Origin of the sequence: Halomonas qinghailakensis, assembly GCF_025820815.1 — a bacterium.
Lineage (GTDB): Bacteria > Pseudomonadota > Gammaproteobacteria > Pseudomonadales > Halomonadaceae > Vreelandella > Vreelandella qaidamensis.
In genome coordinates, this window is the sequence record NZ_CP096973.1 from 1,307,318 (window position 1) to 1,324,183 (window position 16,866).

Annotated in this window: 15 protein-coding genes and 2 tRNA genes; 3 read left to right on the forward strand and 14 right to left on the reverse strand. The window is 52.7% G+C overall.

From position 1 onward, the window contains the following. Positions 1–5 precede the first annotated feature (5 nt). The 3 genes from panC to M0220_RS06110 all read left to right on the forward strand — a co-directional run bounded on the left by panC (position 6) and on the right by M0220_RS06110 (position 2,682). Positions 6–875 carry a pantoate--beta-alanine ligase gene (gene panC, locus M0220_RS06100; protein ID WP_264018951.1) on the forward strand — a complete coding sequence of 290 codons (870 nt, stop codon included), beginning with the start codon at positions 6–8 and terminating at the stop codon, positions 873–875. A gap of 26 nt (positions 876–901) precedes the next feature. After that, entirely contained in the window at positions 902–1,282 is a 381-nt protein-coding gene (gene panD, locus M0220_RS06105; protein WP_030074108.1) for an aspartate 1-decarboxylase, read from the forward strand. Between the two features lie 221 nt (positions 1,283–1,503). Then, positions 1,504–2,682 carry an acetyl-CoA C-acetyltransferase gene (locus M0220_RS06110; RefSeq protein ID WP_030074109.1) on the forward strand — a complete coding sequence of 393 codons (1,179 nt, stop codon included), beginning with the start codon at positions 1,504–1,506 and terminating at the stop codon, positions 2,680–2,682. 89 nt (positions 2,683–2,771) lie between these two features. Here M0220_RS06110 and M0220_RS06115 read toward each other — a convergent pair whose 3' ends face one another. From M0220_RS06115 to folP, 14 genes are all read right to left on the reverse strand, one after another. Beyond that, positions 2,772–3,941: an MFS transporter gene (locus M0220_RS06115; RefSeq protein WP_030074110.1), complete on the reverse strand. Its 1,170-nt coding sequence runs from the start codon at positions 3,939–3,941 to the stop codon at positions 2,772–2,774. Positions 3,942–4,030: 89 nt separating this feature from the next. Further along, positions 4,031–6,196 carry a polyribonucleotide nucleotidyltransferase gene (pnp, locus tag M0220_RS06120; RefSeq protein WP_030074111.1) on the reverse strand — a complete coding sequence of 722 codons (2,166 nt, stop codon included), beginning with the start codon at positions 6,194–6,196 and terminating at the stop codon, positions 4,031–4,033. Positions 6,197–6,332: 136 nt separating this feature from the next. Next, on the reverse strand, positions 6,333–6,602 hold the full coding sequence (gene rpsO, locus M0220_RS06125; RefSeq protein WP_009723734.1) for a 30S ribosomal protein S15: 270 nt from the start codon (positions 6,600–6,602) through the stop codon (positions 6,333–6,335). Positions 6,603–6,722: 120 nt separating this feature from the next. Next, positions 6,723–7,643 (reverse strand): tRNA pseudouridine(55) synthase TruB, encoded by a 921-nt coding sequence (truB, locus tag M0220_RS06130; protein ID WP_264018952.1) that lies wholly within the window; start codon positions 7,641–7,643, stop codon positions 6,723–6,725. Further along, positions 7,643–8,059 (reverse strand): 30S ribosome-binding factor RbfA, encoded by a 417-nt coding sequence (gene rbfA, locus M0220_RS06135; protein ID WP_030074113.1) that lies wholly within the window; start codon positions 8,057–8,059, stop codon positions 7,643–7,645. The genes truB and rbfA overlap by 1 nt, the downstream gene beginning before the upstream one ends. Positions 8,060–8,076: 17 nt before the next feature. Then, positions 8,077–10,620, reverse strand: a complete 2,544-nt coding sequence (gene infB, locus M0220_RS06140) for a translation initiation factor IF-2 (protein ID WP_030074114.1) — start codon at positions 10,618–10,620, stop codon at positions 8,077–8,079. Between the two features lie 26 nt (positions 10,621–10,646). Then, entirely contained in the window at positions 10,647–12,161 is a 1,515-nt protein-coding gene (gene nusA / locus M0220_RS06145) for a transcription termination factor NusA (protein WP_030074115.1), read from the reverse strand. A 70-nt stretch (positions 12,162–12,231) separates the two neighbouring features. Next, complete coding sequence (gene rimP, locus M0220_RS06150; RefSeq protein WP_030074116.1) at positions 12,232–12,693, reverse strand: ribosome maturation factor RimP; 462 nt, start codon at positions 12,691–12,693, stop codon at positions 12,232–12,234. A 299-nt stretch (positions 12,694–12,992) separates the two neighbouring features. Continuing rightward, positions 12,993–13,069 (reverse strand) — tRNA-Met (locus M0220_RS06155). Between the two features lie 144 nt (positions 13,070–13,213). Then, a tRNA-Leu gene (locus tag M0220_RS06160) sits at positions 13,214–13,300 on the reverse strand. 33 nt (positions 13,301–13,333) lie between these two features. After that, entirely contained in the window at positions 13,334–13,693 is a 360-nt protein-coding gene (gene secG / locus M0220_RS06165) for a preprotein translocase subunit SecG (RefSeq protein ID WP_030074117.1), read from the reverse strand. A gap of 4 nt (positions 13,694–13,697) precedes the next feature. Then, the gene (gene tpiA / locus M0220_RS06170) at positions 13,698–14,447 is read right to left on the reverse strand and encodes a triose-phosphate isomerase (RefSeq protein ID WP_030074118.1); all 750 of its coding nucleotides are present in this window, start codon (positions 14,445–14,447) and stop codon (positions 13,698–13,700) included. A gap of 128 nt (positions 14,448–14,575) precedes the next feature. Continuing rightward, a complete protein-coding gene (gene glmM / locus M0220_RS06175; protein WP_264018953.1) occupies positions 14,576–15,925 on the reverse strand; it encodes a phosphoglucosamine mutase in 1,350 nt (449 codons plus the stop codon). Next, the gene (gene folP / locus M0220_RS06180; RefSeq protein WP_264018954.1) at positions 15,922–16,839 is read right to left on the reverse strand and encodes a dihydropteroate synthase; all 918 of its coding nucleotides are present in this window, start codon (positions 16,837–16,839) and stop codon (positions 15,922–15,924) included. The genes glmM and folP overlap by 4 nt, the downstream gene beginning before the upstream one ends. Between the last annotated feature and the right edge of the window lie 27 nt (positions 16,840–16,866).

The following is a 16,866-nucleotide window of genomic DNA, read 5'->3' on the forward strand; positions in this document are numbered from 1 at the left end:
CCTTTATGCGCACGTTAAGAGATATCAATGAATTACGCAGCACGCTCCGCGAGCATCGTCAGCAGGGGCGACGTATTGCTTTAGTGCCCACGATGGGCAATCTCCACCAAGGCCATCTGGCACTTGTGACCACGGCCCGCCAACACGCGGATATCGTTGTTTCAAGCCTGTTCGTGAACCCGATGCAATTTGGCCCAGGTGAAGACTTAGATGCCTACCCACGTACGTTTGAAGCAGATCAGGCACAGTTAACAGAAACAGGCTGCGATATTCTTTTCGCTCCTACGGTCAGTGCGCTTTACCCTAATGGCTTAGCCGCTCAGACCCGTGTACATGTGCCTGAGGTAGGTGAAGGACTCTGCGGTGGCTCACGCCCAGGACACTTTGATGGCGTTTCTACCGTAGTCAGCATGCTGTTTAACTTGGTGCAGCCAGATGTCGCCTGTTTCGGCGAAAAAGATTATCAGCAACTAGCGGTCATTCGAAAGTTAGTGAGTGACCTACACATGCCGATCGACATTATCGGTGTACCGATTGTGCGCGCCAATGACGGTCTAGCACTCTCCTCTCGTAATGGTTATTTAAGCGAGTATGAGCGTGTGAAGGCCCCCCTGCTATATCGCACCTTATGCGAGCTACGCGATGCATTAGAGCATGGAACCCCTGTCGAACAAGTACTACAACAGGGTAGAACAGCCCTGTATGATGCTGGCTTTACGCCTGATTACCTTGAGCTGCGTGATGCAACACTTGCTGCAGTCAGCAGTTCAACTCGCAGTGCCATGCTGCTAGCGGCAGCGAAACTCGGCTCTGCCCGACTTATTGACAATCTCAGCGTGCAGCTGCCAAGCGCTGCCACTGATGCTAGCCAGTAGGCTAGTTACGTTATTTAGGAGTTTCTATGCACACGATTATGCTTAAAGCCAAGCTGCATATGGCTCGCGTTACCCACGCGGTACTCAATTACGAAGGTTCCTGTGCCATCGACGGCGACCTATTGGATATGGCCGGTATTCGCGAAAACGAGCAGATCCAAATCTATAATGTAGAAAACGGCGAACGCTTCACCACCTACGCGATTCGTGGCGAGGAAGGCTCTCGACTAATTTCTATTAATGGCGCAGCCGCACATTTAGCTGCGCCAGGACATCGAATCATTATTTGCAGTTACGCCCACTACTCCGAAGCAGAGCTTGAAAACCATCAGCCGGCGCTTGTTTATCTGCAAGAAGGCAACCACGTTAGCCACACCAGCAACGCGATTCCTGTTCAGTTAGCGTAACTTAAACAGTTGAGTAAGCACCTATTTATAAGCACCTATTTAACGGGCCGTTGATCGGCCCGTTTTTTTTGCCTAAAAAGCGTATTGCCGCAACGCACAACCTTCCCCTATGCTGATAGATAAGTTTGACACAACATGCTAATAACAATGGGTAGGCAGCGCCTCATTGGCCTTTCTATCCTCACTCAGAACGTTGCGTTACTTACCCAAGGAGTCATCATATGCAAGACGTGGTTATTGTCGCCGCTCGCCGCACCGCCGTAGGAAGCTTTGGTGGATCACTCGCCGGTATTCCAGCAAGCGATTTAGGTGCACTGGTTATTAAAGACATTCTCGCCTCTACCGGTGTTGCCCCAGAGCAAATTGATGAAGTACTGCTAGGCCAAGTGCTAACCGCTGGCGTCGGCCAAAACCCGGCCCGCCAAGCAGCTATCAAAGCTGGCCTGCCTGATGCCGTTCCAGCCATGACGATCAACAAAGTATGTGGTTCAGGCCTCAAGGCCCTACACTTGGCTACCCAGGCAATCCGTTGCGGTGACGCCAGCGTTATTCTCGCAGGTGGACAGGAAAACATGTCTGCGTCCCCCCACATCCTGCCCAACTCGCGTAACGGCCAACGTATGGGCGACTGGAAAGCGATTGATTCCATGGTTCACGATGGCCTGTGGGATGCGTTCAACAACTATCACATGGGGATTACCGCGGAAAACCTAGCGGAAAAATACAGCATCACTCGCGAAGCGATGGACGAGTTCGCAGCGGCCTCTCAGCAAAAAGCCGCTCAAGCTATTCGCGACGGTAAATTCAAAGGCCAGATCGTTCCTGTGGAAATTCCGCAGCGCAAAGGCGATCCAGTGGTGTTTGATACTGACGAAAACCCACGGGAAGTAACCGCAGAAAAACTCGGCGGTATGCGCCCCGCGTTCAAGAAAGACGGTACCGTTACCGCCGGTAACGCCTCATCTTTAAACGATGGCGCCGCTGTCGTTATGCTCTGCTCAGCAGAAAAGGCCAAAGAACTTGGCTTAGAGCCACTGGCGCGTATTGCTGCTTACTCTAACGCTGGAGTTGATCCCGCGATCATGGGCATTGGCCCGGCACCGGCCACTCGCCGCTGCCTCGAAAAAGCGGGCTGGAGCTTAGATGACCTAGACCTAGTAGAAGCTAACGAAGCTTTTGCCGCCCAGGCACTTTCCGTTAATAAAGAGCTAGGCTGGGATGTCAGCAAGGTGAATGTTAACGGCGGTGCGATTGCCCTCGGTCACCCGATTGGGGCCTCTGGCTGCCGCATCTTGGTCAGCCTGCTGCATGAAATGATTGCGCGTGATGCCAAAAAAGGTCTTGCCACCCTGTGTATTGGCGGTGGCCAAGGTGTTGCACTAGCGATTGAACGTCCCTAAGCCCCACGTTTAGTGCGCTTAAACGTCATGCCCCCGCTACTTAGCGGGGGCATTTTTAATAGCTTATTTTTTACGGCTTTTTTTAAGGGCTAGCGACGTTTCTCTCCTACAATGCTCGAAGGCGTTCGCCATACCAGTATAGCCCCAAGCAAAAACAGTACCGATGCCGCCCACATAGCAATTGGCAAGCTGGTGCCATCGACGATACGCCCACCAAACATTGCCCCTAAACCAATCGACATATTAAAGGTAAATGCCATCAGCGCGGTAGCAGCCTCGGTATTAGGTGCCGTACGTATAATCCAGGTTTGAATACTGACTGACACGCTGCCAAAAACAGCCCCCCATATCATTAGCAGCAGTACGCCGCTGGTAGGTTGAACACCCAGTAGCGGGAAAATAGCCACAACTAACAATAAAAGGCTAGGAATGGCCAATACCGCCCGATAAGGGTGACGCCCAGCAAAGATACCTGCCGCGACATTACCCAGGATGCCGGCCGCCCCGTATAGCAACAGTAAACTGCCAACATGACGCTGAGCTACGCCGCTAATCTCCTGAAGAATGGGGCTGATAAAGGTATAAGCAGCAAAGTGCCCCACCACCACAAACCCCGTGGTTAACACCGCGACTCGCACACCTCGGTTGCTAAACTGCTGCGCTAACATACGCAATCGTACTGGCTCTCTTGGCGGCAGTGGTGGTAGCCAACACCATAGTGCAATGGCGGTTAACAGGCTTAGCCCACCCAACGCCCCAAAGGCTACTCGCCAGTTGCTCAGGTCCCCTAGCAATGTGCCTAACGGCACCCCCAATACTGACGCGGCGGCTACACCACCGAAAATAATCGTCATGGCCTTGGCAACCTGATCGCTGGGCACTAGCCTTGGGGCAATGCTTCCCGCTATGGCCCAAAAACCACCGATACTAATACCCACCAACACACGAGCTGCCAGTAGTAACCCAAAATTGCTGGCCACAGCTGAAAGTGCGCTGCCAATCACCATCACAATCATCATCAAGGTGAGCATGATGCGTCTATCTAACCGGCCCACCGCTACCGGCAACAGCGGTGCTGAGAAAGCAGCCACCACACCAGGAACGGTCACCATCAGGCCCGCCATACCTGGCGTGACGCCCATCGAGGAAGCTACCTGTGACAATAGCCCGATAGGCAATTGCTCAGCCGTCACCAATAAAAAAATGCCGATCATTACGGCCACCACCGCCCACCAGCGCGGCGCTTGCTCCTGCTCCATGGCTCTCTTCTCTTTTCCTATACTGCCTATAAAACGACACCGCCCCCGCAACTGGAAGCTGCGGGGGCGGTCGTTACGTCTATATCGCTTTAGTTAGCGACGTCCGCCTCGGCAGCGGCGAACGCTGCTTTCTCTTCCTCAGTGATCTCTTTAATTGAGAGCTTCACTCGGTTGCGGTTGTCGATATCCAACACTTTCACAATCACATCATCGCCTTCATTTAAGAAATCGCGCACGTTGTTAACGCGCTCAGCAACAATTTGCGAGATGTGAACCAGGCCGTCAGTGCCCGGCATGATGTTGACGAAAGCGCCAAAGTCCGCAATACGAACTACTTTGCCATTGTAAAGCTTGCCAATTTCCGCTTCTGCGGTAATTGCCAGCACAGTATCAATGGCTTTTTTGGCTGCCGCTTTGTCTTCTGCGTAGATGCGTACAGTGCCGTCATCATCCAGATCAATAGAGGCACCGGTATCTTCGCAAATTTTGCGGATTGTTGCGCCGCCTTTACCGATCACGTCACGAATCTTGTCCGGAGCGATTTTGATCGTCGCCATGGACGGCGCGTTTTCTGACACATCGGTACGGCTTTGGCTAATAACGTCATTCATCTGAGCAAGGATACTAATGCGGGCGTCATAGGCCTGCTGTAGCGCCTTTTCCATGATCTCTTCATTGATGCCTTCAATCTTAATGTCCATCTGCAGAGCAGTAACGCCCTCTTCAGAACCAGCAACTTTGAAGTCCATATCGCCCAGGTGATCTTCGTCACCCAAGATGTCGGTCAATACCGCATAGCCGTCTTCATCTTTCACTAAGCCCATGGCAATACCTGCCACCGGTGCTTTTAACGGCACACCAGCATCCATCAGCGCGAGTGAGGAACCGCACACTGACGCCATGGAGCTAGAACCGTTAGATTCAGTGATTTCCGATACCACACGGATGGTATAGGGGAAGACGTCTTCTGATGGCAGCATCGCCTGAACGCCGCGGCGTGCTAAGCGACCATGGCCAATTTCACGACGCTTTGGCCCGCCAAAGAAGCCAGCTTCACCAACGCAGTAGGGAGGGAAGTTGTAGTGCAGCATAAAGCGGTCTTTACGCTCGCCTTCCAGAGACTCGATTAGCTGTGAGTCACGCAGGGTGCCCAAGGTAGCAATCGCGATTGCCTGGGTCTCGCCACGGGTAAATACTGCTGAACCATGGGTCTTAGGTAGTACGCCGACTTCGATTGCCAGCGGGCGTACTGTGGTGTTGTCGCGGCCATCTATACGTGGCTCGCCTTTTACGACGCGAGAACGCACAACGCGCTTCTCAAGGGCAGAAAACGCACCTTTCACGTCATCTTTACTGAACTTGCCTTCTGTCTCTTCTTCACCTTCAGCAGCTACTAGCTGCGCAACAGCATCATCTTTCAGCGCTGACAGCGCATCTTGACGCGCCATTTTGTCAGTAATGCGGTAAGCATCACCCACTTTGGCTTCAAAAGCGTCGGCAATAGCCGTTTTCAGCGCGACATTTTCTGCAGCTGGCTGCCAGTCCCAGCGCGGCTTGCCCGCTTCCGCGACCAGCTCTTTAATCGCGCTAACGGCAACCTGCATTTCCTGGTGACCAAACAGCACGGCACCGAGCATTTCGTCTTCAAGCAGTTCTTGGGCTTCCGATTCCACCATCAATACGGCGTTTTCGGTACCGGCAACCACCATATCCAGCTCAGAGGTGGTCAGCTCTTCAACAGTAGGATTGAGGAAGTAACCCTGCTCTTCATTAAAGCCAACGCGCGCTGCGCCAATTGGGCCGTTAAACGGCACACCTGCAATCCCCAACGCTGCCGAGGTGCCCAGTAGTGCCGCAATATCTGGGTCATGATTACGATCCGTCGATAGCACAGTACAGATTATCTGTACTTCATTCATAAACCCTTTAGGAAACAGCGGACGAATCGGGCGATCAATCAGACGCGAGGTAAGGGTCTCTTTCTCAGTAGGACGCCCTTCACGCTTAAAGAAGCCGCCGGGAATTTTACCCACTGCATAGGTTTTCTCTTGGTAGTGTACCGAGAGCGGGAAGAAGGGCTGATTAGGATTCGCTTCTTTCTTGGCCACAACCGTACACAGTACGACAGTTTCATCCATGGTCACCATAACGGCGCCAGTGGCTTGGCGAGCGATACGCCCAGTTTCTAGGGTGACGGTGCTACGACCGTATTGAAACGTTTTTTTTACCGGATTCACGGCGACTTCCTTTAACATTAATATCTACTTGTCTTTTCGCTTGGGTCGTTTTGACTCGTCACCATTCTAGGCGCTGTAGCGCCATACGGCTACCAGAAACAAAAAAACGGGCAGCCCACAAGGGGCTGCCCGTTTTGATCGCTGTCGTTAATGATTAACGACGTAGACCTAAACGCTGAATCAGAGACTGATAGCGTTCAAAATCTTTACGCTTTAGGTAATCCAACAGCTTACGACGCTGGTTTACCATGCGGATCAGACCACGACGAGAGTGGTGATCCTGTTTGTTGGTTTTGAAGTGGTCCTGCAGGCCATTAATGTTGGCGCTCAGCAGTGCAACCTGAACTTCAGGGGAACCGGTATCGTTATCGCCGCGGCCGTATTCGTTGACGATCTCGGCCTTCTTCTCAGCGGTTAATGCCATCTGTCTCTCCAGTAAGCAATATGCCTAAAAAATGAATGGTTGAGACCACGCATATTTGCAGTCTCAGGCGACTATCTTCACGTACAATTTTCGCGCAAATTGCTACATCCTTGCAACGCTTTACGAGATAGCGACGGTACTTAACAGCCGCTTGGGAGCTACTTCCTGAGCTCCTTTTACAACGCCAAGGCCGATAAACGTCTCAGCGTAATAAAGTCTTGCTAGCGCATCAGGCTCAAGCGTATCAATCGCTAAACTAGCCGACTGACCGTGTGCAAGACGCCCAAAAGCCGTTTCATCTACCGTCAGCGACGGCAAATGATCAACCAGCACATCCGCAGGCATTAGTTCAGCCTCGCGGGTGGCCTGGTCTGCCAAGGCCTCAAGGCCTTCCAGCGTCCACATCGCATCGCCGGTAAAAGGCCCTGTTTTGAGCCTTCTCAACTGACTAATGTGGGCACCACAGCCCAAGGCATAGCCAATATCTTCAGCCAAGGTGCGAATATAAGTGCCTTTGCTACAGCTAACTTCCAGTTCAAAGGCAGTGCCCTCGAAAGCAAGCAGCCGCGCATCATACACGCTTACTCGCCGCGCTGCACGCTCAACGTGCTTACCCTCACGGGCAAGCTCATAAAGCTTTTTGCCTTGATGCTTCAATGCCGAATACATCGGCGGCACTTGGTCAATCTCGCCGTGAAAGCGAGCTAAGACTGACTCGACATCCTCAGCCGTTAAGCTGGGAATCTCTCGCTGCTCAATGACCGTGCCTTCGGCATCGCCGGTGTCGGTGATCACCCCCAGTTCTACGCGGGTGCGGTACATCTTGTCGGCTTCTAGCAGGTGCGCGGAAAACTTAGTGGCTTCCCCAAGACAAATAGGCAATAAACCTGTTGCCATGGGGTCCAGCGTGCCAGTATGACCGGCTTTTTGCGCCTCAAACAGACGACGCACACGCTGCAGCGCATGATTACTAGAAATGCCCTTAGGCTTATCCAGCAGCAGTACGCCGTTAACCGGCAATCCACGACGGCGACGTGCCATTAGCGCGTCTCCTCACCACTGACGTTATCGCTACCGTCCTCATCATCATGCTGGCGAGCACGGTCAGTTGACACCGCTTCGTCAATCAATGAGGAGAGGTGCTGGCCACGCACCACGCTTTCATCGTAATGAAAGCGCAGTTCAGGTACATGACGCAGCTTGATACGTTTAGCAATTTGGCTTCTCAGAAAACCCGCAGCGCGTTTCAGCACTTGTAGGTTTTCCTTAATACGCGCGGGATCTTGCTCACCCAATAGGGTGACATAGATATCGGCATAGCCAAGATCACGACTAACGGTGGCACCGCTTACCGTAATCATCCCTAAACGCGGATCTTTTACTTCGCGTTGGATCAGTACCGCCAGCTCCTTTTGGAGCTGGTCGGCGACTCGGTCGGTACGCTTAAATTCGCGCATGATTGCTCCTCGCGGCCTTACAGGCTACGCTCGACCTTCACTTGGTCAAAGACTTCGATCTTGTCGTTGACCTGAACATCGTTGTAGTTCTTCACGCCGATGCCACACTCCATACCGTTACGCACTTCTTGAACGTCGTCTTTGAAGCGGCGCAGCGATTCGAGTTCACCTTCGTAAATGACGACGTTGTCACGCAGTACACGGATACGCTTGCTGCGCGATACGGTGCCTTCGACAACCATACAGCCAGCCACTGCACCAATTTTCGGCGCACGGAACACGTCGCGCACTTCAGCCACACCGACGATCTCTTCTTTCCACTCGGGAGCAAGCATACCGCTCATTGCCTGCTTAACTTCATCGATTAGCTGGTAGATAACGCTGTAGTAGCGTAGATCCAGACCTTCACGTTCGATGATTTCACGAGCAGCAGCGTCAGCACGGACGTTAAAGCCGACCACAATCGCTTCAGAAGCAAGCGCAAGGTTGGCATCGGTACCGGTGATACCACCAACACCCGACGACACAACAGCAACTTCAACTTCACCCGTGGAGAGTTCTTCCAAGGCGCCTTTGATCGCTTCCAACGAACCTTGAACGTCAGCTTTCAGAACGATGTTGACCTTGGCCACTTCGTCTTGGCCCATCTGGCTGAACATGTTCTCCAGCTTGGCTTTCTGCTGACGCGCCAGGCGCACTTCACGGTATTTGCCTTGGCGGAAGTTAGCCACTTCACGGGCTTTCTTCTCGTCGGCAACGACCATGAAGTCATCACCCGCATCCGGAGTACCATCCAGACCCTGAATTTCGACCGGCATCGCAGGGCCTGCAGTATCAACTTGCTTGCCCAGCTCGTTGGTCAGCGCACGAACGCGACCATAGTGCAGACCCGCAAGAACGATATCGCCTTTCTTCAGCGTACCGTTTTGCACCAGCACCGTGGCAACCGGGCCGCGGCCTTTATCAAGACGCGATTCAACAACAACGCCTTTACCAGGAGCTGACGGCACAGCGGTGAGTTCAAGTACTTCAGAAACGAGCTGAATGGCTTCCAGCAGTTCTTCAATACCGTCGCCAGTTTTGGCGGACACATGTACGAACTGAGTGTCGCCGCCCCACTCTTCTGAAATCACGCCATGCTGGGAGAGTTCATTACGAATACGGTCGAAATCAGCACCCGGCTTATCGATCTTATTCACCGCCACAACCATCGGTACTTCGGCAGCTTTGGAGTGCTCGATCGCCTCGATTGTCTGTGGCATCACGCCGTCGTCAGCAGCAACAACCAGAATAACCACGTCCGTTGCCTTGGCACCACGAGCACGCATCGCGGTAAACGCTGCGTGGCCAGGGGTATCCAGGAAGGTAACGCCGCCGTGGTTGTCTTCCACGTGGTAAGCACCGATATGCTGGGTAATACCACCCGCTTCGCCAGTGGCGACTTTAGCGCGACGGATATAATCCAACAGCGAGGTTTTACCATGGTCAACGTGTCCCATGACGGTAACCACAGGAGAACGCGTGATCTCTTCGCCTTCATAGGAGATGCCTTCGAGCATTTCCGTTTCCAGCGCGTCGTCCTTCACTAGCTTGACCTTGTGGCCCATCTCTTCCGCTACGATGGCCGCTGTATCCTGGTCAATCGTTTGGTTGATGGTCACTGCCGCGCCCATGTTGAACATGGCTTTGATGACTTCATTGGCCTTGATCGACATTTTGTCGGCTAGATCAGCAACGCTGATCGACTCAGGGATCGAAACTTCACGCACGATCGGCTGGGTTGGCTTTTGAAACGCATGCTTGCCGTTACCGCTTTGGTTAGCACCACCACGGCGGCCGCCACGGCGCTCGGCGCGTTTTACTTTCTTACCGCCGCCACCGCGCTTACGCTCTTCGCGATCACCACGATCATCCTCGTCATCACGACCTTTCTTCTTCGCTGCTGCCTTTTTAGGCGGCGCAGTACGGCGATCCGTACGGCCTTCTTTCGGCGGTGCGGGCGGAAGATCATCAGGCGTCGGCGTGTCGTCGATTTGCAGCTCAGGCACAGGGATACTGGGCACTTCAGCCGCTTTCGCCTTGGCTTTTTCTTCCTCGGCTTTGCGTGCAGCGTCTTCTGCCGCTTTCGCTTTCGCCGCGACTACTTTCTCTTCTGCTTCGCGAACATCACGTGCTTTTCGCTCGGCTTCCGCTTCTGCCATATCACCCACTAACTGGCGCGGGCCAGAGTGCTTAGGCTCAGCAGCTTTCGGCTTATCTTCTTCGGCGCTTTTAACGTACGTTTTTTTCTTACGTACTTGCACTTCAATCGTTTTTCCACGCTCACCGGTTTTAATCCGGCTACGGGTTTTACGCGTCAGCGTAATGCGGTTTTTACTAGGATCGCTGTCGCCGCCGCCATGGCTTTTTTTCAAAAAGCTTAGCAGCGTTTGCTTATCGTCTTCAGATACCGCGTCGCTTTCTGACGCATGCTTTAAACCTGCTTCTTTCATCTGTTCCAATAGGCGGGGCACATCACGGCCCACCTTCACTGCAAAATCTTTAACTGTCATATCTGACATAGTGACCCTCCTCAGCCCGTGACCTTTTACTGTGTGTTTGAATCCGATACGCCATCGTCTTCAAACCAGGGCGCACGGGCAGTCATGATCAGTGCCGCTGCGCGCGCTTCGTCCAACTCCTCGATATCGACCAGATCGTCGACAGACTGCTCGGCGAGATCTTCCATGGTGACAATGCCACGGCTAGCCAGAATGAAGGCCAGATGGCGCTCCATGCCGTCCATGTCCAGCAGATCGTCTGCTGGCTGGGCACCGTCTAGCGCTTCCTCCGAGGCAATCGCCATCGTCAGCAGCTCGTCTTTCGCTCGTGCCCGCAGCTCTTCCACCAAATCTTCATCGAACTCTTCGATTTCGAGCATCTCTTCAAGCGGCACGTAGGCAACTTCTTCCAGGGTGGTAAACCCTTCTTCTACTAATAGGCGGGCAACATCTTCGTCCACTTCGAGGTGCTGAACGAAGGAGTCCACCAGGCTATCAATTTCCTGCTCACGCTTTGACTCAGCTTCATCTTCAGTCATCACGTTAATACGCCAGCCAGTTAGCTCAGAGGCCAAACGTACGTTCTGACCGCTGCGGCCAATAGCCTGAGCTAGGTTGTCTTGCGCAACAGCCACGTCCATCGCATGGGCATCTTCGTCAACCAGGATAGACGCCACATCGGCAGGTGCCATTGCGTTGATCACCAGCTGGGCCGGATTATCGTCCCACAGCACAATATCGACACGTTCGTTTTGCAGCTCTGACGACACTGCCTGTACGCGCGAACCACGCATACCAACGCACGCCCCAACAGGATCGATACGCCGATCATTAGTTTTAACGGCGATTTTGGCTCGTGAGCCTGGGTCACGCGCGGCGCCTTTAATTTCAATTAGCTGTTCAGCAATTTCAGGCACTTCAATTTTGAATAGTTCAATGATGAACTCAGGACAGGTACGTGACAGCTGTAGCTGCGCACCACGTGCATCTGGATCAACCTTCACTAACAATGCACGAACCCGCTCATTCATGCGGTAGCGCTCACCGTGAATCATTTCGTTACGCGGTAAGAACGCCTCGGCATTTTCACCCAGGTCAATAATCAAGCCATCGCGGGTGGTTTTCTTAACAATACCCGCCACCAACTCGCCTTCACGGTCAGCGTACTGACGAACAACTTCTGCACGTTCAGCTTCTCGTACCTTCTGGACGATAACTTGCTTAGCTGTTTGCGCAGCAATACGTCCAAACACGGCATTTTCAATTTTCTTCTCGACCACATCGCCTAGTTTAAGCGGCGGATCACGCTGCTCGGCAATGGTTTCTTTAATTTCATAATCCGGTGTTTCAAATTCGTCATCTTCGACCACGGTCCAGTAACGGAACGTGTCGTAGTCGCCCGTGCGACGGTCGATATGGACGCGCACATTGGCTTCTTCTTGATCAAAACGCTTGCGTGACGCGCTGGCTAGCGCGGCTTCAACCGCTTCAAAAATAACATCGCGGGGGACGCCTTTTTCGTTAGAGATCGCGTCCACGACCATTAAAATTTCTTTACTCATGCGTTTGCCTCGCCAGAAAACCTGTCCTTTTGTGCATCATCCCGGCAGCCTGCCGGAAGCCGCCACCCGTTTATTCGTCGAATTGCGGGACGACATGCGCAGAATCAATGCTTTCGATTGGAAAACAGTACTCTTCGCCATCCAGCTGTAGCAGTACCTCATCGCCTTCGACACCGGCGAGAAGACCTTGATATTTACGCCGCCCATCAAAAGCAACGCGTAGCTTGAGTGCAACGTGATGGCCTTGATAGCGAATAAATTGATCCAGGGTATATAAGGGACGTGCCATACCGGGCGACGAGACTTCCAAACGGTATTCGCCGGGAATAGGGTCTTCCACATCCATAACGGCACTAACTTGGCGACTAATATCAGCGCAGTCTTCCACGCTGACGCCGCTTTCGCGTTCGATATAAATTACCAGCCGCGAATGCTTGCCCTGGGAAAGATGGTCGATACCCCATAGCTCAAAACCCATAGCGGCTACGACAGGTTCGATCAGCGCATGAAGCGCAGCGTGTTTTGTGGCCACAGACAAAGCTCCTATAGCCGTTGCATCAGGCACCTGGCCAGGAGTTGAATGAAAAGCTAGGTGGCTGATTGGCGTTACCCGGAAATGTGTCTCTGGCAATTCGGAAGACATCCGCTCTGGAGACACTCTTGGCTCTCGAAAAGCTACTAACAAAAAAGCTACTAACAAAAAGCCCCTTCACAGGAAGGGGCTTTTCGAAAGAAACCTGTAGTACCACTTTAGCAACATGATCAGCGGCTTTCATGCACCAGGTGCTTAAATAGACGCTTTATTCATAAATCTTTCATGTTACTAGAAGATGGTAGCGGGGACCGGATTTGAACCGATGACCTTCGGGTTATGAGCCCGACGAGCTACCAGACTGCTCCACCCCGCATCAATCTAGAAGAGCGATAATAGACACTTGATCCGCTTTCGTCAAGAACTCTTTTTCGCCTCAGGTGCCAACCCTGATTTACTCTATATGGCAGAACGCTTTTTTCTGAAAAACTCTGGGAAGCTGGCTAGCCAGCAAAACAGATGGTGCCGAAGGCGGGACTTGAACCCGCACGACCATACGGTCACTACCCCCTCAAGATAGCGTGTCTACCAATTCCACCACTTCGGCAACAGGGGAGGCTAAAGAAGCAGTATCAATATGTTACTCACTGCTTTCCTCTAGCACTGGCGCGGTATTATCCATACTTGCAGGGCCATCGTCAAGCGTTGGAATATTGCGCTGTTGTTCAATCAGGCGAGAGTCGGGAATACCCGCTTCAGGAGCCTGTCCGGCCTGCGTTGCAAAATAAGCCAGCGCCATGGAGGTAACAAAAAAGCCAGCGGCTAAAAGGCCTGTTGCACGAGACAGAAAGTTACCACTCCCCCGCGAACCAAAGACCGTTTGCGATGCACCTCCACCAAAAGAGGCACCTGCGTCGGCACCTTTTCCCTGCTGAAGCAGGATGAGCACAACCAAGGCGATCGCAATCACCACATGAACCATAAGAATTGCAACTTGCATGGGATTATCCTGCTGACTGACAAATAGCGTAGAAATCATCGGTTTTGAGCGAAGCGCCGCCCACTAAACCGCCGTCGATATCCGGCTGAGCAAGTAACTCAGCCGCATTACTTGCATTCATACTGCCGCCGTAAAGCAACTTAAGCTGCTCGGCGAGCGTTTTATCAAACCCTGCTTGGTAGGCACGAATACCCGCCATTACTTCTTGGGCCTGTTCAGGCGTTGCTGTACGCCCTGTGCCAATTGCCCATACCGGTTCATAGGCAATGACAATCTTAAGCCGCTGTGCTGGCTCTAAACGCGCCATTGCATAGCCAACTTGCCGCAACACAACATCCATTGTGCTTCCTGCATCGCGCTCTTCCAGGGTTTCACCAACACAAAGAATTGGCGTTAGGCCAACATCGAGTGCGGCTACTAAGCGGTCAAACACTTGCTCGTCGCCTTCTTTATAAAGCTGCCGACGTTCAGAGTGGCCGACCAGCACATAAGCTACGTCAAACTCTTTAAGCATACGCCCACTGATTTCACCCGTATGCGCGCCTGAGTGCTGAGGATTAAGCGTTTGGGCCCCTAACTGCAGCGGCGTATTTTGGAACGCAATGCGGGCTGCTTCCAAATAGGGAAACGGCGGAATAACCACAACATCAATGCTATTAGGCAGCTTAGCCGCGGTGAAAGCGTCTCCAAACGCTTGAATCAACGCCGTAGAACCGTTCATTTTCCAGTTACCGGCAATTAATGGCGTACGCATCGATTATCCTCACTCAAGGTGGAGCGAAATGGTATAGGAGCGGCCTTGTCAAGACAACCGCTGTTATACAGCTTAATTAGTTGAGAACGCTAATTGAGCATGACTGCCTATTAAGCTAGCTTAGCAAGCTAACTGAGCAACGCCTGAACCTGATCAGCAAGTTTATGTGCCAAACGGTCAACATCTAGGTGAGCCCGGCCTTCTACCATGACACGAATAAGCGGTTCAGTGCCCGATGGTCGAAGTAAAACACGGCCCTGGTCGCCTAGTTCACTTTCAAGCGCAGTAACTGCTTCCAGTAACGGCTGTGCTGTCATGACATCTTTTGCATTGGTGCCCGCAGGCAGCCTAACGTTGACCAAGGACTGCGGAACCTTTTCTAACCCCTTAAGCAGTGATAGCAGTGGCTTTTGCTCTCGCACCATCAACGCCAACACCTGCAACGCCGACACAACCCCATCACCGGTCGTTTGAACATGTCCACATACAATATGGCCCGATGATTCGCCGCCTAGCTCCCAGCCATTAGCCGCCATCATTTCCATGACAAAACGATCGCCTACTTTCGCGCGCTGAAAAGGAATTCCCAGCCGCTCCAGCGCCATAGCAAGCCCGAAATTACTCATCAGGGTGCCCACTACGCCACCTTCAAGCAGCCCCCGCTCGTGACGGTCTCGGGCAATCAGATAAAGAATATCGTCACCGTCTACCTCACGGCCATCAGCATCTACCAGCAGCACCCGATCACCATCCCCATCAAAGGCAACGCCTAAATCAGCACCTTGCTGTATGACTGCTGCTCGCAGTGCAGCAGGATGGGTAGAGCCCACCTGATGGTTAATATTCAACCCATCAGGGGCAGCGCCAATCACGCTAACATCGGCACCTAGCTCACGAAATACGTTTGGCGCAATGTGATAGGTAGCACCATGCGCACAATCCAATACAACTTTTAGACCATGCAGGCTAAGGCGATCAGGTAACGTCGATTTGCAGAACTCGATATAGCGCCCAGCAGCATCATCAATACGCGTTGCTTTACCCAGTTGAGCTGCCCCAGCGGTTGTTAGTGGCGCCTCAAGCATTTCCTCGATGCGATCCTCGATTGCATCGGGTAGCTTTTTACCTTCCGCTGAGAAGAACTTAATGCCGTTATCGTCAAACGCATTATGGGAAGCGGAAATCACAATTCCAGCATCGGCACGAAAGGTGCGTGTTAAATAAGCGATACCTGGCGTAGGCATTGGCCCTAACAGTGAAACATCTACACCCGCAGCGGATAGCCCAGCTTCGAGCGCCGACTCAAACATATAGCCGGAAATGCGTGTATCTTTACCAATCAATACGCGGGTACGGCCTTTTTCACGACGCAGCACCTGACCCGCTGCCCAGCCTAGCTTTAGCATAAAATCGGCAGTAATGGGCGCTTGCCCCACCGTACCGCGAATACCATCGGTACCAAAATAACGTCGCGTCATGACGTAACCTCTCTATTTAGGAGCGGCTCACAGCCTTCTTGAAGCACCGCCCAGGCCATATTCACAGCATCTACTGTCGAGCCAACGTCATGCACACGTAAAATGTTAGCACCACGTTCAACTGCCATGGCGGCTAGCGCGAGACCTCCGGCCAGACGCTCTTCCACCGGGCGACCTAACACTTTGCCAATCATGCTTTTCCGCGACATACCTACTAACATTGGCAACCCGAGTGCCTGAAGCTCATTCATGTATTTCAAGAGCCGCAAGTTATGCTCAATGGTTTTGCCAAAACCAAAGCCAGGATCCACCAGCAAACGGCTACGGCGAATTCCGGCCTGCTCGCACAACGCTATGCGCTCAGCCAGATAGTCAACCACCACTCGCTCAATAGGCTGATCGTAATGCGGCGATTGCTGCATGTCCTGAGGCTCACCTTGGCGATGCATTACACAAATTGGCAGGCTACTGCTTGCCGCAGCACTTAACGCACCTTCTCGCTCTAATGCACGCACATCGTTAATCATACCTGCGCCAAGCGCACTTACTTCACGCATAACAGCGGGGCTGCTCGTATCAACGGAAACTAGTGCATCTAGCTCGCGCACCAACGCTTCAACCACAGGGAGTACACGATCTAACTCCTCTTGTTCTGAAACGAAGCTGGCTCCAGGGCGGGTTGACTCCCCTCCCACATCGATTATCGCCGCGCCTTCCGCCAGCATTTGCTCAGCATGACGCAGGGCGCTATCTAAGCCAACATGCTGCCCTCCATCCGAGAAAGAGTCGGGGGTAACATTTAAAATACCCATTACTCTTGGAAATGAGAGATCTAACAAGTGGCGTCCACAACGCAAATGATATGCGCTATCCGCTGCCTGTAAAGGCGATGAAGAGTCAACTATCGGTTTCATGCTGCGGCCTGATAAGAGAAAAACGTT

What these genes read in the sequence shown, in the direction of transcription:
- panC (WP_264018951.1), top strand. Translation starts at nt 6, where the DNA reads ATGCGCACGTTAAGAGATATCAATGAATTACGCAGCACGCTCCGCGAG.
- panD (WP_030074108.1), top strand. Translation starts at nt 902, where the DNA reads ATGCACACGATTATGCTTAAAGCCAAGCTGCATATGGCTCGCGTTACC.
- M0220_RS06110 (WP_030074109.1), top strand. Translation starts at nt 1,504, where the DNA reads ATGCAAGACGTGGTTATTGTCGCCGCTCGCCGCACCGCCGTAGGAAGC.
- M0220_RS06115 (WP_030074110.1), bottom strand. Translation starts at nt 3,941, where the DNA reads ATGGAGCAGGAGCAAGCGCCGCGCTGGTGGGCGGTGGTGGCCGTAATG.
- pnp (WP_030074111.1), bottom strand. Translation starts at nt 6,196, where the DNA reads ATGTTAAAGGAAGTCGCCGTGAATCCGGTAAAAAAAACGTTTCAATAC.
- rpsO (WP_009723734.1), bottom strand. Translation starts at nt 6,602, where the DNA reads ATGGCATTAACCGCTGAGAAGAAGGCCGAGATCGTCAACGAATACGGC.
- truB (WP_264018952.1), bottom strand. Translation starts at nt 7,643, where the DNA reads ATGGCACGTCGCCGTCGTGGATTGCCGGTTAACGGCGTACTGCTGCTG.
- rbfA (WP_030074113.1), bottom strand. Translation starts at nt 8,059, where the DNA reads ATGCGCGAATTTAAGCGTACCGACCGAGTCGCCGACCAGCTCCAAAAG.
- infB (WP_030074114.1), bottom strand. Translation starts at nt 10,620, where the DNA reads ATGTCAGATATGACAGTTAAAGATTTTGCAGTGAAGGTGGGCCGTGAT.
- nusA (WP_030074115.1), bottom strand. Translation starts at nt 12,161, where the DNA reads ATGAGTAAAGAAATTTTAATGGTCGTGGACGCGATCTCTAACGAAAAA.
- secG (WP_030074117.1), bottom strand. Translation starts at nt 13,693, where the DNA reads ATGCAAGTTGCAATTCTTATGGTTCATGTGGTGATTGCGATCGCCTTG.
- tpiA (WP_030074118.1), bottom strand. Translation starts at nt 14,447, where the DNA reads ATGCGTACGCCATTAATTGCCGGTAACTGGAAAATGAACGGTTCTACG.
- glmM (WP_264018953.1), bottom strand. Translation starts at nt 15,925, where the DNA reads ATGACGCGACGTTATTTTGGTACCGATGGTATTCGCGGTACGGTGGGG.
- folP (WP_264018954.1), bottom strand. Translation starts at nt 16,839, where the DNA reads ATGAAACCGATAGTTGACTCTTCATCGCCTTTACAGGCAGCGGATAGC.